The following is a 13825-nucleotide window of genomic DNA, read 5'->3' as shown; positions in this document are numbered from 1 at the left end:
GCCGGATATCGGCAGAGAAACCGGATCAGGAAAACGGGCGCACGAAGATGGCTCCGTGCGCCCCTTTCGACAACGGCGATTACTTCTTGATCTTGGCCGGATCCTTGACGTCCTTGAACGTCTCGAATTCGACATTGTAGAGCTGGCCGCCCTTCTTCTCGACCTTGCGCATATAGATGTTCTGCACGATGTCGCGGGTTTCCGGATCGATCGAGATCGGACCACGCGGGCTTTCCCACTTCATGCCCTTCATCGCCGCGATCAGGCTGTCGCCGTCGGCCTTGCCACCGGTCTTCTTCAGCGCTTCGTAGATGAGGTGCATGCCGTCATAACCGCCGACCGACATGAAGTTCGGGCGGAAGCCTGCAGCCTTGGTGAAGTCGGCGACGTACTTCTTGTTCATCGCGCTGTCGTGATCGGCCGAATACATGTGCGCAGTGACGGCGCCGATGACGGCATCGCCCATCTGCGGCAGCAAGTCGTCGTCGGTGACGTCGCCCGTGCCGATGACCTTGATGCCGGCCTTGTCGAGGCCGCGCTCGGTGTACTGCTTCATGAACGTCGCGCCCTGCCCCGACGGCACGAAGACGAAGATGGCGTCGGGCTTGGCGTCGGCGGCGCGTTGCAGGAACGGCGCGAAGTCCGGGTTGGCAAGCGGCGCCTTGATCGTTTCGAGAATCTGGCCGCCGTTCTTCTTGAACGTGTCGATGAACCATTTTTCCGCGTCGGCGCCGGGAGCGTAGTCGGACACGATGGTCACGACCTTCTTGATGTTATTGTTCGCGGCCCAGTCAGCCATGATCGCCGAGGACTGAGGCAGCGTGAAGCTGGTGCGCACAATGTACGGCGACTTTTCGGTGATCGACGCCGTGCCGGCCGCCATGACGAGTTCGACAACCTTGGCCTCGGCCGACAGCGGCGCCACGGCCATCGCCGCCGGGGTCACTTCGAAGCCGGCGACCACGCTGACCTTGTCGTTCACGATCAGTTCCTGGGCGAGGCGCTTGGCGTTGTCCGGGACGCTGCCGGTGTCGCGCAGGATAACCTGCACTTTCTTGCCGGCAACGGTGTCACCGTGCTCCTTCATATAGAGGTCCACGGCGGCCTTGATCTGCTTACCGGTGGACGCCTGCGAGCCGGTCATCGAAATGACCAGGCCGACCTTGACGGTATCCTGCGCGTAAGCGCCGCCTGCGATCAGGCCCGCCATTGCCATACCGGCTGCGAATTTTACGAATTGCCTCATACGCCTCCTCCTCTTTTTACCCTTGGTGTCTTTTGCGGTGCTTTCGCCTACGCGGCATGAACCGCGTATTCAAGCTCCGAGTGAATTAGCGCTTCTCCCACACTACTCTTTTGGCGAAGGCTCCGCGACGCTCCCTTAGGCGAAGCCTCGCGCGCCAAACCGGTATGACGCTGCGTTAATGCGCCGCCTACTCCAGCCCGCCGAGCCGCACCGAACCCTTCACTAAGCCGACGACTAGCTATTTTCCTAATCGATAGTGTAAATACGATCCATAAATCCAGTGAATAGCGCAAGTGTCATGTCCCTGCAAACCTTCGACCTCAATCTACTCCGTGTTCTCGAGGCGCTGATCGACGAGCGCAGCGTGACTCGCGCGGCCAAACGGCTGGGTCGCACGCAGCCAGCGGTGAGCAATTCGCTGTCGCGGCTGCGCAAGCTGCTCGGCGACGATCTGCTGGTGCCGACCGGCAAGGGCATGATGCCGACGCCGCGCGCCGAGATGCTGCGCGCGTCGGTTCAGGAAGTGCTGGCCCTGACCGCCAAGTCGCTATTTCACCAGGATGGCTTCGATCCCATGGTGGACCGCGGCATGTTCAGGATCAGCATGCCGGACCGTCTCAATCTCGCGGTGCTGCCGCCTCTGCTCGCACGCATCCGCCAATCGGCGCCCGCCATGGACGTGCAGATCATCACCGCGGCGCGGTCGGAGGCGATTCGTTTGCTCGAGAACGAGGAAACGGATGTCGGCCTCGGCTGGTTCGACGAGATTCCGCGTCACTGCCGCCACGAGGTGCTGCGCGCGGAGCGGCTATTCTGCGTATTCCGACCCGACCACCCGGTCACGCAGACGAAATTCACGATCGACGCGGTGCTGAGCCATCCGCATCTCGTCGTGACGGGCCGCGGCCGCACCTCGGCGATCTTCGACGATCTGTTGCAGCGCCACGGCAAGAAGCGTCGCGCCCAGACCATCGTTTCCAGCTTCTCAGCGGTGCCGCAATTGCTGGCGTCGAGCGACCTGATCGGCGTCTTCACCCAGCTTGCTGCGGACGCATTCACCTCCTCTTACAAGCTGATGAAGCGCCCGGTACCGATCAACGTGGGGACGATTTCGACCTACATGGTCTGGCACGCCAGAAATGACCGCGACGCCCGCCAGGATTGGCTGCGCCAGCAGATCCGCGCCGGTTATCAGCGCCTCAAGCCCAGCCGACCGGCCGCACGAAGCTAGGCCGGCTGCCGGGTGATCGGATTTTCAGGGCATGTCACCGGTTTCGAAAACCGGTCAAATTGGTGCGGCCGAGAAGACTCGAACTTCCACGGTTTTACCCGCTGCCACCTCAAGGCAGTGCGTCTACCAATTCCGCCACGGCCGCAAACCTGAACCTCGGTCATGAACCCCATGAACCGCGCTCAGCGGCGCACCCTCTAACAAATAGGGATTAGCCATACAAGACCCGAGGCGCCTTTCCGGCCTGGCCGGAGGGGATTTTCCTCAGGCTCTCAAGCCGTTACGACAGCAGCCGGAATCAGCGCATGTCCGGCGCGCGCGGCAGCAATTCGCCGACTTCGACGGCGATGCGGTTGCCATTGACCACCACCGTTCCCTGCGCCACCGGCAGGTTGTTGGCCAAAACCTTGACGGCGTCGTCCTCGCTGGCGTCGAGTTCGATGATGGCGCCGCGGCCGAGCCGGAGCACCTGATGGATCGGCATGGTGGTCGTGCCAAGCACGACAGTAATGTCGACCGAAACCTTGTTGAATGTGGCCAAGTTCCCAAATTCCTGTGACGCCCGCCCCCCAATGGCCGGGTACCCTGAGGTCACCATGCTATGGTTAACCGGTGATTAACGTGCGCGACGAACTCAAAACCGGGATGCCGGCGCCGGCCGGCGCGCCACCGGTGGAATGGCTGATTTCCGACGGCCTGACGCCCTATCCGGACGCCGTGGCCTTCATGGAAGCCCGCGCCGCGGCGATCGCGCGCGGCGACGCCCCCGAGCTGGTCTGGCTGGTCGAACACCCGCCGCTTTACACCGCCGGCACCTCCGCGAACCGCGCGGACGTGCTGGAGGCGCGGTTCCCGGTGTTCGATTCGGGTCGCGGCGGCCAGATGACCTATCACGGCCCCGGCCAGCGGGTTGGCTACGTCATGCTCGATCTGCGGCGGCGCGGACCGGACGTGCGGCGCTTCGTCGCCTCGCTCGAGGAATGGATCATTCGCACGCTGGCCGCCTTCAACGTCCGCGGCGAGCGCCGCGAGGACCGCATCGGCGTCTGGGTGAAGCGGCCGGACAAGGGCGACGGCTTCGAGGACAAGATCGCCGCGCTCGGCATCCGCGTGTCGCGCTGGGTGACGTTGCATGGCGTCGCCATCAACGTCGAACCCAACCTCTCCCACTTCGGCGGTATCGTACCCTGCGGCGTCAGCGTGCAGCGCTACGGCGTCACCAGCCTGGCGGATCTTGGCCACACGGTGAGCCTGCCGGAATTCGACATGAGTTTCCGGCAGGCGTTTGAAGAGCTGTTCGGCGCCACCGCCGATGCTCAGGCGGCGCGAGAGCCAGACACCGCGAGCTGACGCGCGATATAGCGCCGGCCCTGCGTCAGCCCGCCGAAGCCGTAAGCGTCGTCGCGCACGTCGTGGACGTGCACATAACTCTCCTCATGCAGCGGACCCAGCAGCCGGCCGAAGGCCGCGTAGGTCTCGGCGATGAAGGCCGCCTTCTCATCCTTGGTGTTGGTGCCGTCGGTGATGTGAATATCGAGCCACACGCTGGCGAGCTTCTGTTCGGCGAGCGACCGGCTGCCGCAGAACCAGTCCTCCGGCGGCACGGTGGTGACGATGATGGCGGTCACCTTCGGGTCCTTGTGCAGGATGGTCGAGGACAGGCGGCTGACCTCGGCGGCGACCGCCGCCTTGGCAGGCATTTTCGGGTGCGGGCTCGACAGCGTCACGGTGATCAGGGGCATGGGCGTTCTCCATCGAATGCGATGGACGACATCTAGCGTCGTGGCTATGATTTATAAACGTCATGACTCGTGATAACAGTGATAACGATGATAAATCATGCTCCCGCGCTCGATATCGACGCCGTGCGCGCCTTTACCCTGATTGCCGATCTGGCGAGCTTTACCCGCGCCGCGCAAACGGTCGGCATGACGCAGTCGGCGATCAGCTTGAAGCTGAAGCGACTGGAAGACCGGCTCGGACACAAACTGGTCGAGCGCACGCCGCGCTCGGTGCGGCTTACCGAACACGGCACGACCTTTCTTGCCCGCGCGCGCGACCTGCTCGCCGCCCATGACCGCGCGCTGCATCCGGGCGAGTCGCAGACGCGCCGCCTCACCATCGGTTTCAGCGATCACGTGGCGGGCCCCGACCTCACACCGCTGATCGCGCGCATTGCCGGCTTCGACAGCACTCTGCGGCTTGACGTTCGCATCGGTCTCTCCGGCGATCTCGTCGATGCGTTCGAGGCCGGCAAACTCGACGCCGTCGTCGTGCGGCGTGAGCGTCATCGTCGCGGCGGCGAGACACTCGTCGAAGATGCCTTCGGCTGGTTCGCGGCACCGAGTTTTCGTCAACGGCCCGGCGAACCGCTCCGCCTCGCGATGCTGGCGGCGCCGTGCGGCGTGCGCAATCATGCGATCCGCACGCTCGACAAGGCGAAGGTTGATTGGGTCGAGGCCTTTACCGGCGGCGGCGTCACCGCCATCACAGCGGCGGTCGAAGCCGGCCTCGCCGTTGCGCCGCTCGCTGACCGCATCGCGCCACCGGGGCTCATGGATGTCGGCGCGAGCCTCAAGCTGCCCTCGCTCGGTAGATCGAGCGTGGTGCTTTACGCCCGCACCGTCGATGCCCGCGCGAACGCGTTGCTGCGCGCGCTCGCGGCGGTATTTCGCGGCAGAAGCGTATCCCGTTAGGGCAATCGCGACATGACAGCTATCTCTTGCGTGAGATCAAGCCGCAGGATTTCGCTGCGCCTAGCGTTACTCAAGCAGACGAGTCTTCTTGAGGTACGTCATCATGCTCAAATTCTGGCTGTTGCGTTTTCACCGCTGGATCGCCGTGATCTTGTCGATACCGTTCGCCGTCGTCATCGTCACCGGGTTGATCCTTTCGTTCGAGCCGATGGCGATGGGCGTGAACAGCCCGGCCGTAACGCCGAGCTCGGTGGGCGCGGCGCTGGCCAAGCACGACCCCGACGGCAGGGCGCGGTCAATCGTCGTGCGCGGCCATGACGGCACATTGTCGATCGGCGGTGCGCAACGCGGGCAGCAGATGACGATCGATCTGGCGCGCAACGAACGCGTCGCCGCACCGGGCGCGCTGGCAACGATGTTCGGCAGCGCGCGGCGCATGCACGAGCATTTCATCTACGATCTGCGTTGGGTGGTGACGGTTTCGACCATCGCCATGCTGATGATGATCCTGCTCGGCGTGCTGATGGGCTGGCCGCGCATTCGCAACACTGTGTCGGGCTGGCACAAGGCGGCCGGCTGGTTCGTGCTGCCGCTCCTGATCCTGTCCCCGCTGACCGGTCTGGCACTCGCTTTCGGCATCACATTCACTGGGCCGCCGGCCCGCGCCGCCGGACCGCCGGTGGCGCTGAGCGAAGCGCTCCGCATCGTCGGCGCGCAATACGACCTCGGCCAGGTGACCTGGATCCGGCCGCTCGGCGGCACGCTGGCCGCGCGCGTCAACGACAATGGCGAGATGCGCGTGTTCGCGGTAGGGCGTGACGGCCTCAAGCCGTTCGAGCGCAACTGGCCGCGGCTCCTTCACGAAGGCAACTGGAGCGGCATGATCGCGCCGATGCTGAACGTCATCACCTCGGCGGCGCTGGTGATCCTGCTGAGCACCGGGCTGTGGCTGTGGGGTCGCCGGCAATTCCGAAAACGCCAGCCGCGCCCGGCGCGCGTTCAAATTGTCGGCAGCACCGAGAACGCCTGACCCGGCCGGCGGTCCTTCAAGGCGGAAGCGTGGCCCGGCGCGCGCTCGATGGCATCGACACGCGCGCCGAAGGGGCCGCGGCGGCAGGCAGCGATCATGTCCTCGACCACCGCGGCATTGCCGGTCAGCAACGCCTCGACCGTGCCATCGGCGCAGTTGCGCACCCAACCCTGCAGGTCGCGCCGTGTCGCTTCACGTTCGACGAAGGCGCGATAGCCGACACCCTGCACACGGCCGTGGACGATGAGATGGACAACGACCTCTTCGATCATCTCACGCCTCTCCCCCGGCCATCCGGCGGCTGCCGGTCCAGCGCGAGATTGACCAGCGGCCGATGTCACGGACATGACGCTGCGGCAAACCCCATTCGCGGGCCGCGCTGGCGCACATCTCGGCGTAACCCGGCTTGGGCCGTCCGCTCGCAGCGCGTCGCAACAGATAGACCATCGCCTGCGTGGTGTGGCTGCCATGGCGAACCGGCAGCATCCGCACATTGTATAAGCCCTGGTGCAGCAGCTCGTAGGCGTCGAGCACAGCACGGTTGCGCGGCGTCAGTCGCCAAAGGACGCCGTGCACCACCTGCCCCGGCATCCGTCGCACCGAACCCCAGCCGTCAATGCCGATGAAAAATTCATAGCCCTCAAGCCGCGCCGGCCCGAGGGCCGCGGCTGCCGGGCAGCGCGCCTCCATAGCGGCGCGGTGCATGTTCGAACCGTAGGCGAAATAGAGCGTCACGCCGTCAGCATACCAGACACAGGTCGACGCTGAAGAGCCCGCTCAGGGGATACGCTTGTCGACGGCGCCATCCAGGCGGTCGATCTCGCGCTCGTAATCCTCCGGCATCATGTCCTCTTCGTCCTCGTCATGCACCGGGTGCTGCGGATTGCCGCCATCTTCGGTCGGCGTGAAGCCGCCGCCGGCCGGGACTTCCTCGCCGCGTTCGGCGCGCTCACCGAGCGTGTCCGGCCGCGTCTCCGGCAGATCGCGGCGGCGATCCTCGTCGATCAGGTCGGGGGCGGTGTTGGTCTCGAGATCGGGCTGCTGGCGCGGCTTGCGGGTCGGCGGCATGGCGAACTCCCTCGGATAAATCACCGGCTCAACGCGCGCCGCCGAAGCACGGTTCCTGCCGCGGGGGCCAGAGAATTGGCTATTGCCTCGCCATGAAGGCTGACCTACAGCACCTGAGGGTCGCGCCGGGCCCAATCCGTCAGCCTTTCGTCCGATCCGGTGTCAGCCAATGCAATTGATCCGCTCCAGCCGCCACCTTCGTCTCCTGAAGGTCACATCAGCGCGTTGGCGAAGACGTTTCCTGTTTCTCGCCGGCGGCGTCATGGTCGGCGGTGCGGCGGTGCTGCTCGCCTATCTGGCCGATCAGGTGCAGCACCTGTTCGCGCTGCTGATCGGACATTGGCGTTATGCCTCGCTGGCGGTGACGCCGCTGGGCTTCATGCTCACCGTATTCCTGACCAATCGATATTTCCCGAATTCGCAAGGTAGCGGCATTCCGCAGGCGATCGCGGCGCGCCAGCTCACCGACTATGCCGCGCGCAAGCGCCTGGTGTCGATGCGGGTCGCCGTCGGCAAGATCCTGCTCACGCTGCTCGGCCTTTTATGCGGCGCTTCGTCGGGCCGCGAGGGACCGACCGTCCAGGTCGGCGCCTCGATCATGTTCACCGTCGGCGGCATGTCGCCGCGCCGTCAGCCGGGCCTTGTGCTGGCCGGCGCCGCCGCCGGCGTCGCCGCCGCCTTCAACACGCCGCTCGCCGGCATCGTCTTCGGTATCGAGGAGATGAGCCGCAGTTTCGAGACGCGCGCCAGCGGTCTGATCATCTCGGCGGTGATCGCCGGCGGCCTCACCACGCTCGCGTTGGTCGGCGACTACACCTATTTCGGCCGCACGCAGACGATGCTCCAACATGGCACTGACTGGCTGGCCGTGCCGATCTGCGGCGTGATCGGCGGCCTGGCCGGCGGGCTGTTCAGCCGCTTCGTCATCGCGATGGCGCGCGGCATTCCCGGCATCGTCGGCGGCGCGTTCAAGAAGCAGCCGCTGCTGCTCGCCGGACTCTGCGGGCTGGGCGTCGCACTGTGTGGTATCGTGTCCAGCGACATGGTGTACGGCACTGGCTATCAGCAGGTCAAAGCTGCGCTCGAGAGCGGCAGCGCGCTGCCGCACAGCTTCGGCATCCTGAAGCTTCTGGCGACCGCGCTGACCGCGGTCAGCGGCATCCCCGGCGGCATCTTTGCGCCGTCGCTTGCGGTCGGCGCCGGCATCGGCAGCGAAGTGGCGCAGTTGTTTCACGGCGCGCCGATCGCGCCGATCATGATCCTTGGCATGGTCGCCTATTTCGCCGGTGTGGTGCAGGCGCCGATCACCGCATTCGTCATTGTCACCGAGATGACCGACAACCACGCCATGGTGGTGCCGGTGATGACGGCGTCGATCATCGCCTATGCCTGCTCGCGGCTGGTCTGCCCGGAAGGCATCTACCACGCGCTGGCCAAGGGCTTCCTGCGCAGCGCGCATGTCACGACGAAATAACGGCGAAACGCGCGGGATTCCGGTTCGCCGCTGCGCAGCGCCCCGGACTGAGAACTAGGCGAACTCCAGGATCACCGCGTCCACCGCCAGGCTGTCGCCGGGCTTGGCGTTGATCTTCTTCACCGTCCCGTCGATCTCGGCGCGCAGCACATTTTCCATTTTCATCGCTTCGACCACAGCGACGGTCTCGCCGGCTTTCACTTCCTGGCCTTCCTTGACCGCGATGGAGACGACGAGGCCGGGCATCGGACACAGCACCAGTTTACCCGTGTCGGCCGCCTGCTTCACCGGCATCAGCCGCGCGTAAGCCGCTTCGCGCTCGGTGTAGACATAAGCCCGGGTCTCGACGCCCTGATAAGACAGCGCGAAGCCATTGGCGATGGTGCGCACCTGGACGGCCACCGGCTTGGAATCGATGGTGCCGCCCCACAGCGGCTCGCCCGGCTTCCAGTCGGACTCCAGGTGCATCACAGCACCCTTGCCGTCATCAGATCTGCCGGCGAACCTGACACCGATGGTGCCATTCTCGCGTTTGACCTCGAGACGCATTTCCTTGTCGCCGAGCCATACCGCGCGATTGGCCTCGCGCGTCACCGTGCGGCCGTTCATCTGCCCGGAGATCTGGCGCTTGCGCTCGCCATAGACGTGGTCGATGGCGGCGGCGACCGCCGCCAGGACGTCGGCGCGCTCGCCTTCCGGCGTCTGCGCGTGGAAGCCTTCGGGAAATTCCTCGGCGATGAAGCCGGTCGAGAGATTGCCCGACTTCCAGCGCGGATGCGCCATCAGCGCCGACAGGAACGGAATGTTGTGGCGGATGCCGTCGACGACGAAGGCGTCGAGCGCATTGCCCTGCGCGGCGATGGCCTCGGCGCGCGTCGGGCCGTGCGTCACCAGCTTGGCAATCATCGGGTCGTAGAACAGCGATATCTCGCCGCCTTCATAGACGCCGGTGTCGTTGCGCACGGTGATGCCGTCGCTGACGCGCTCGGCCGGCGGGCGATAGCGCGTCAGGCGGCCGGTCGATGGCAGGAAGTTGCGATACGGATCCTCGGCATAGACTCTGGATTCCACCGCCCAGCCCTTGAGCTTCACGTCGCTCTGCTTGATCGACAGCTTCTCGCCGGCGGCGACGCGGATCATCTGCTCGACGAGATCGATGCCGGTGATCAGTTCGGTGACCGGATGCTCGACCTGCAGGCGCGTGTTCATCTCGAGGAAGAAGAAGCTCTTGTCCTGGCCGGCGACGAATTCGACGGTGCCGGCGGAGTCGTAGCCGACGGCTTTCGCCAGCGCGACGGCCTGCTCGCCCATCTTCTTGCGCGTCGCCTCATCGAGCAGCGGGCTTGGCGCCTCCTCGATGACCTTCTGGTTGCGGCGCTGGATCGAGCATTCGCGCTCGCCGAGATAGATGACGTTGCCGTGCTTGTCGCCGAGCACCTGGATTTCAATGTGGCGCGGATCGGTGATGAACTTCTCGATGAACATGCGGTCGTCGCCGAACGACGACTTGGCTTCCGAGCGCGAGCGCGTGAAGCCTTCGGCGACTTCCTTCTCCGACCAGGCGATGCGCATGCCCTTGCCGCCGCCGCCGGCGGAAGCCTTGATCATCACCGGGTAGCCGATCTCGTTGGCGATCGTCACCGCCTCCTTCTCGTCCTCGATGACGCCGAGATAGCCGGGCACCGTCGAGACCTTGGCGGCCGCGGCCGCCTTCTTGGATTCGATCTTGTCGCCCATGGCGGCGATGGCCTTGGGGTTCGGGCCGATGAAGACGATGCCGGCGGCCTCGAGCGCCCTGGGGAACGCTTCGCGCTCGGACAGGAAGCCGTAGCCCGGATGGACGGCCTCGGCGCCGGTCTCCTGACAGGCCGCGACGATCTTATCGATGATGAGATAGCTCTGCGCCGCCGGCGGCGGGCCGATCAAGACGGCGGTATCGGCCATCTCGACATGGAGCGCGTCCTTGTCCGCCTCGGAATAGACAGCGACCGTCTCGATGCCCATTTTGCGCGCGGTTTTGATGATCCGGCAGGCGATTTCACCGCGGTTGGCGATCAGTATGCGCTTGAACATGTAACCGAATTTCCCCCGCCAGGCCGAACCGGAGCACTCTGCGGCACTGCAATAAAATGTCAATGCGGGACGGAATACCCCACAGCGACCGCCGCCCACAGGCCAAGCGCGCCCGCGATCCAGCACAGCACCGTCATGGCCGCCACTTCCGTGGCGAAGCGCCCTCGCCCGAGCGCGATGGCGAGGGCGAGCTTGCTGGCCGTGTTGCTGGCGACGGCGACCAGAATCGCCATGCTGGCGCTGAACGTACTGAGCGGCGCCGGCACCAGCCGGCTCATCGCCACCGTCACCGTATCGACGTCGGCAAGGCCGATCGCCGCCGCGCCGATGAAGGCACCACCGGCGCCGAAGGTCTCGGCGATGAACCGGCCGGCGACAATGACTGCGCCAAGCAGCACGGCAAAGCCGACCACCGGCCAGAAGCTGAACGGATTGCTGAACGCGCCCGGCAACACCTGACCGCCATCGGCGGCGCCGCGCCAGTAGATGGTGACGACGGCATAGCCGGCCGCGACCACCGCTGCGAACACCAGCGCCGGTGCGATCAGCGGCAGCAAGATGGGCTGCAACGCCGCGGCGACCGCGATGACGCGCAGGAACGACACGACCGTCGCCAGCGCGACGCCGGCCGCCAGCAGGCGCGGAGCTGTTTCACCCGCAGTGGCACGTCGCGCACTGGTCACCGTCACCGCGGTCGATGACACCAGACCGCCCGCCAGCGCGCCGAACAGGATGCCGCGCTCGGAGCCCAGCACCTTGACCGCGGCATAACCGAGGAACGATACGCCGGCGAGCACAATGGCGATCAGCCAGACTTCGCGCGGATTGACGCCGTTGGCGCCGCCGACCGTCGTGTCGGGAATGATCGGCAGGATGATGAAGGTCATCGCCAGCAGCACCAGCGCCGAGCGCAGCTCCGGCCAGGTGATGCGGCTGATCCAGCCGTGAATCTCCGAGCGGATCGCCAGTATGCCGGTCGCCGCCACCGCCACAGCCGCGGCGATGCGCATGTCGCCGATGACGGCGAAGGCGCCGAGCATGAAGGTCAGAAGCCCGGCGATGATCGTGGTGGCCGAATAGCTGCCGGCGGCGCGGTCGGCGTCACGTTCGAGCAGCGCGAAGATCGCGGCATAGACGGCGAAGCCGAAGCCGAGCACGAGGCCGGCCGCCACCGGCGAGGCCATCGCCTGCGCCAGCGCCGCGACGATGCCGCCGAGCAGACCGCACAAGGTGAAGGTGCGCACGCCGGCGGCGCGCGAGCCCGGCTGCATATCCCGCGTCTTCCAGCCGCGCTCGAGACCGACCAGCAGGCCGATGCCGAGCGCAAGTGCCAGGCGGTAGAGAAGCTGATCGACGTTCATGCGGCGCGCCCGGGCCCTTGGCTCTCGCCAAATCTAGGCCCGGGACGGCGGCGCGGCAAACCGGTGCCGCGCCGGCCTCGTAACGCGATACCGAGGGTCAGCGCGGCAGATCGAGCGCCTCGGTCAGATCGCCCATCGGCGGATGACCGTTGGCCTTCAGCGCCGCGTCGCGTTCCAGCAGACCGGGCAAGACCGGCAGATCGTAGCGCTTGGTGATGAAGCGCAGGATCGAGGTCGTGTCGGACTGCGTGTGATCGACAGTGCCTTTCCTGGCATAAGGCGACACGATGATCGCCGGTATGCGCGAACCCGGGCCCCAGCGGTCGGCCTTCGGCGGTGCGACGTGATCCCAGAAGCCGCCGTTCTCGTCGTAAGTCAGCACGATCAGCATATGAGCCCATTGCGGGCTCTTCTGCAGATGCGCGATGACGTCGGCCATGTGCTCATCGCCGGACATCACATCGGTGTAGCCGGCATGGGAGTTGAGGTTGCCCTGCGGCTTGTAGAAGGTCACCTGCGGCAGCTTGCCTTCGTCGATCGCCTTGATGAACGCGACGCCGTTCATGCCGGCATCTTTCAGATGCTCCTCGCGCGCCGCCGTGCCGGGGGCGTACTGGACGAAATAATTGTACGGCTGGTGATGAAACTGGAAGTTCGGCACCGGCGTGGCGTTCTGCCCGTCGAGCGCCGCCTGCCAGGCGCCGGCATACCAGGCCCAGCTCACGCCCTTGAGCGACAAGAGATCGCCGATGGTGACGTCATGCTGCGGCGGCAAGGTGTTTGGCTTTGACGGATCGGCAAAGCGCTTGTCGCCTTCCGGCGCCGGTTTGTTGGCGCTCGGCTGATACGGCGGCTGCATGGTGTTGACGGCATAGAAGTCCGGTGAGATCTGGCCGTTGTTGACGAATTTCGGAATGCCATCGATCGCCGACTTCGGCGAATTGTCGGCGAGCTTGAGCGACACGCCATCGGCCTCCACCGCGGCAATGATGCCCTTGGCCGGGCTCTTGTCGGCGTCCGGATAGCGCGGCGTGCAGGCGCAGGCGAGCTGGAAGTGATTGAGGAACGAGCCGCCGAACGCACCCTGGAAGAAATTGTCGGCCAGCACGTAATCCTTGGCGACCTTCCACAGCGGCAGCTTGGAGCCATCATAGTGGCCCATCACCAGACCGCCGGCATCGGCATAGGCGGCGAACTTGTCGTTCTTGCCGCCATTGATCTGCATCTGGTTCTGATAGAATAGATGCCACAGGTCGTGGGTAACGACGCCGAGCTGCGTGTTGAGCCCCTTCGGATCGTCGATGGCGAATGGCGCATTGGCCATATGCTCGGTCTGCGCCTGCGTCACCACCGGCGTCACGCCCTTGGCGGTGAGGTTATTCCAGACCGGCGGCAATTCCTTGAGCACGCTGCCGTCGCGATCGAGCTGCCGCGAGTTCTCGGGCGTCACGTTCTGCAAGCCATTGGCGCCCGGAAAGGCCCCATAGAGATTATCGAATGACCGGTTCTCGGCATAGATTACGACCACGGTGTCGATCGCGTTGATCGCCGGAGCCGGCGTTTGCGCACGGGCCGGCGCGACGGCCGCCACGGGTAAGGTCATCGCAATCACGAGAGACAGGGCTTTGGCTGGCATCGACGGCGGC

Annotated in this window: 14 protein-coding genes and 1 tRNA gene; 5 read left to right on the top strand and 10 right to left on the bottom strand. The window is 65.4% G+C overall.

Annotated features, from left to right (window positions below):
• Window positions 1-79: 79 nt before the first annotated feature.
• Window positions 80-1246 (bottom strand): ABC transporter substrate-binding protein, encoded by a 1167-nt coding sequence (locus tag ASD45_RS06960; RefSeq protein WP_056910819.1) that lies wholly within the window; start codon window positions 1244-1246, stop codon window positions 80-82.
• Between the two features lie 298 nt (window positions 1247-1544).
• On the opposite strand from ASD45_RS06960, the gene ASD45_RS06955 reads away from it, so the two are divergent.
• Entirely contained in the window at window positions 1545-2477 is a 933-nt protein-coding gene (locus ASD45_RS06955; RefSeq protein ID WP_056910818.1) for a LysR family transcriptional regulator, read from the top strand.
• Window positions 2478-2537: 60 nt separating this feature from the next.
• Here the strand turns inward: ASD45_RS06955 and ASD45_RS06950 are convergent.
• A tRNA-Leu gene (locus tag ASD45_RS06950) sits at window positions 2538-2622 on the bottom strand.
• A gap of 153 nt (window positions 2623-2775) precedes the next feature.
• Window positions 2776-3018: a FliM/FliN family flagellar motor switch protein gene (locus ASD45_RS23965; protein ID WP_056910817.1), complete on the bottom strand. Its 243-nt coding sequence runs from the start codon at window positions 3016-3018 to the stop codon at window positions 2776-2778.
• A 71-nt stretch (window positions 3019-3089) separates the two neighbouring features.
• On the opposite strand from ASD45_RS23965, the gene lipB reads away from it, so the two are divergent.
• Window positions 3090-3827, top strand: coding sequence for a lipoyl(octanoyl) transferase LipB (lipB, locus tag ASD45_RS06940; RefSeq protein WP_200949651.1), 738 nt, complete (start codon window positions 3090-3092; stop codon window positions 3825-3827).
• Here the strand turns inward: lipB and ASD45_RS06935 are convergent.
• Complete coding sequence (locus tag ASD45_RS06935) at window positions 3794-4219, bottom strand: 4-oxalocrotonate tautomerase family protein (protein ID WP_056910816.1); 426 nt, start codon at window positions 4217-4219, stop codon at window positions 3794-3796. The genes lipB and ASD45_RS06935 overlap by 34 nt on opposite strands.
• 87 nt (window positions 4220-4306) lie before the next feature.
• Here ASD45_RS06935 and ASD45_RS06930 point away from each other — a divergent pair, with 87 nt between their 5' ends.
• Together ASD45_RS06930 and ASD45_RS06925 are read left to right on the top strand one after the other, a co-directional pair.
• Window positions 4307-5173: a LysR family transcriptional regulator gene (locus ASD45_RS06930; RefSeq protein ID WP_056910815.1), complete on the top strand. Its 867-nt coding sequence runs from the start codon at window positions 4307-4309 to the stop codon at window positions 5171-5173.
• A gap of 103 nt (window positions 5174-5276) precedes the next feature.
• Entirely contained in the window at window positions 5277-6203 is a 927-nt protein-coding gene (locus ASD45_RS06925; RefSeq protein ID WP_056910814.1) for a PepSY-associated TM helix domain-containing protein, read from the top strand.
• Here ASD45_RS06925 and ASD45_RS06920 read toward each other — a convergent pair.
• From ASD45_RS06920 to ASD45_RS06910, 3 genes are read right to left on the bottom strand one after another with little or no spacing between them, the layout of a single operon-like run.
• Window positions 6173-6475 carry an acylphosphatase gene (locus ASD45_RS06920; RefSeq protein WP_056910813.1) on the bottom strand — a complete coding sequence of 101 codons (303 nt, stop codon included), beginning with the start codon at window positions 6473-6475 and terminating at the stop codon, window positions 6173-6175. The genes ASD45_RS06925 and ASD45_RS06920 overlap by 31 nt on opposite strands.
• Window position 6476: 1 nt before the next feature.
• A complete protein-coding gene (locus tag ASD45_RS06915) occupies window positions 6477-6938 on the bottom strand; it encodes a gamma-glutamylcyclotransferase family protein (protein WP_056910812.1) in 462 nt (153 codons plus the stop codon).
• 42 nt (window positions 6939-6980) lie between these two features.
• Complete coding sequence (locus tag ASD45_RS06910) at window positions 6981-7271, bottom strand: hypothetical protein (RefSeq protein ID WP_056910811.1); 291 nt, start codon at window positions 7269-7271, stop codon at window positions 6981-6983.
• A gap of 169 nt (window positions 7272-7440) precedes the next feature.
• On the opposite strand from ASD45_RS06910, the gene ASD45_RS06905 reads away from it, so the two are divergent.
• Window positions 7441-8745 (top strand): chloride channel protein, encoded by a 1305-nt coding sequence (locus ASD45_RS06905; protein WP_056910810.1) that lies wholly within the window; start codon window positions 7441-7443, stop codon window positions 8743-8745.
• A gap of 54 nt (window positions 8746-8799) precedes the next feature.
• On the opposite strand, the gene ASD45_RS06900 is transcribed toward ASD45_RS06905, so the two are convergent.
• The 3 genes from ASD45_RS06900 to ASD45_RS06890 form a co-directional block, all read right to left on the bottom strand.
• Window positions 8800-10818, bottom strand: a complete 2019-nt coding sequence (locus ASD45_RS06900) for an acetyl/propionyl/methylcrotonyl-CoA carboxylase subunit alpha (protein WP_056910809.1) — start codon at window positions 10816-10818, stop codon at window positions 8800-8802.
• A 59-nt stretch (window positions 10819-10877) separates the two neighbouring features.
• A complete protein-coding gene (locus tag ASD45_RS06895) occupies window positions 10878-12179 on the bottom strand; it encodes a DUF4010 domain-containing protein (RefSeq protein WP_056910808.1) in 1302 nt (433 codons plus the stop codon).
• Between the two features lie 97 nt (window positions 12180-12276).
• Entirely contained in the window at window positions 12277-13782 is a 1506-nt protein-coding gene (locus ASD45_RS06890) for an acid phosphatase (RefSeq protein WP_244485437.1), read from the bottom strand.
• Window positions 13783-13825 lie beyond the last annotated feature (43 nt).

Origin of the sequence: Pseudolabrys sp. Root1462 (assembly GCF_001426945.1) — a bacterium.
Lineage (GTDB): Bacteria > Pseudomonadota > Alphaproteobacteria > Rhizobiales > Xanthobacteraceae > Pseudolabrys.
Note: the sequence above shows the minus strand (reverse complement) of the source record. Positions and strands in the feature narration are given on the sequence as shown.

Bases quoted from the DNA above. Each gene is read 5' to 3' on its own strand.
- ASD45_RS06890 (WP_244485437.1), bottom strand. From the start codon at position 13,782: ATGACCTTACCCGTGGCGGCCGTCGCGCCGGCCCGTGCGCAAACGCCG.
- ASD45_RS06930 (WP_056910815.1), top strand. From the start codon at position 4,307: ATGATAAATCATGCTCCCGCGCTCGATATCGACGCCGTGCGCGCCTTT.
- ASD45_RS06895 (WP_056910808.1), bottom strand. From the start codon at position 12,179: ATGAACGTCGATCAGCTTCTCTACCGCCTGGCACTTGCGCTCGGCATC.
- ASD45_RS06955 (WP_056910818.1), top strand. From the start codon at position 1,545: ATGTCCCTGCAAACCTTCGACCTCAATCTACTCCGTGTTCTCGAGGCG.
- ASD45_RS06925 (WP_056910814.1), top strand. From the start codon at position 5,277: ATGCTCAAATTCTGGCTGTTGCGTTTTCACCGCTGGATCGCCGTGATC.
- ASD45_RS06960 (WP_056910819.1), bottom strand. From the start codon at position 1,246: ATGAGGCAATTCGTAAAATTCGCAGCCGGTATGGCAATGGCGGGCCTG.
- ASD45_RS06910 (WP_056910811.1), bottom strand. From the start codon at position 7,271: ATGCCGCCGACCCGCAAGCCGCGCCAGCAGCCCGATCTCGAGACCAAC.
- ASD45_RS06900 (WP_056910809.1), bottom strand. From the start codon at position 10,818: ATGTTCAAGCGCATACTGATCGCCAACCGCGGTGAAATCGCCTGCCGG.
- ASD45_RS06920 (WP_056910813.1), bottom strand. From the start codon at position 6,475: ATGATCGAAGAGGTCGTTGTCCATCTCATCGTCCACGGCCGTGTGCAG.
- ASD45_RS06905 (WP_056910810.1), top strand. From the start codon at position 7,441: ATGCAATTGATCCGCTCCAGCCGCCACCTTCGTCTCCTGAAGGTCACA.
- ASD45_RS06935 (WP_056910816.1), bottom strand. From the start codon at position 4,219: ATGCCCCTGATCACCGTGACGCTGTCGAGCCCGCACCCGAAAATGCCT.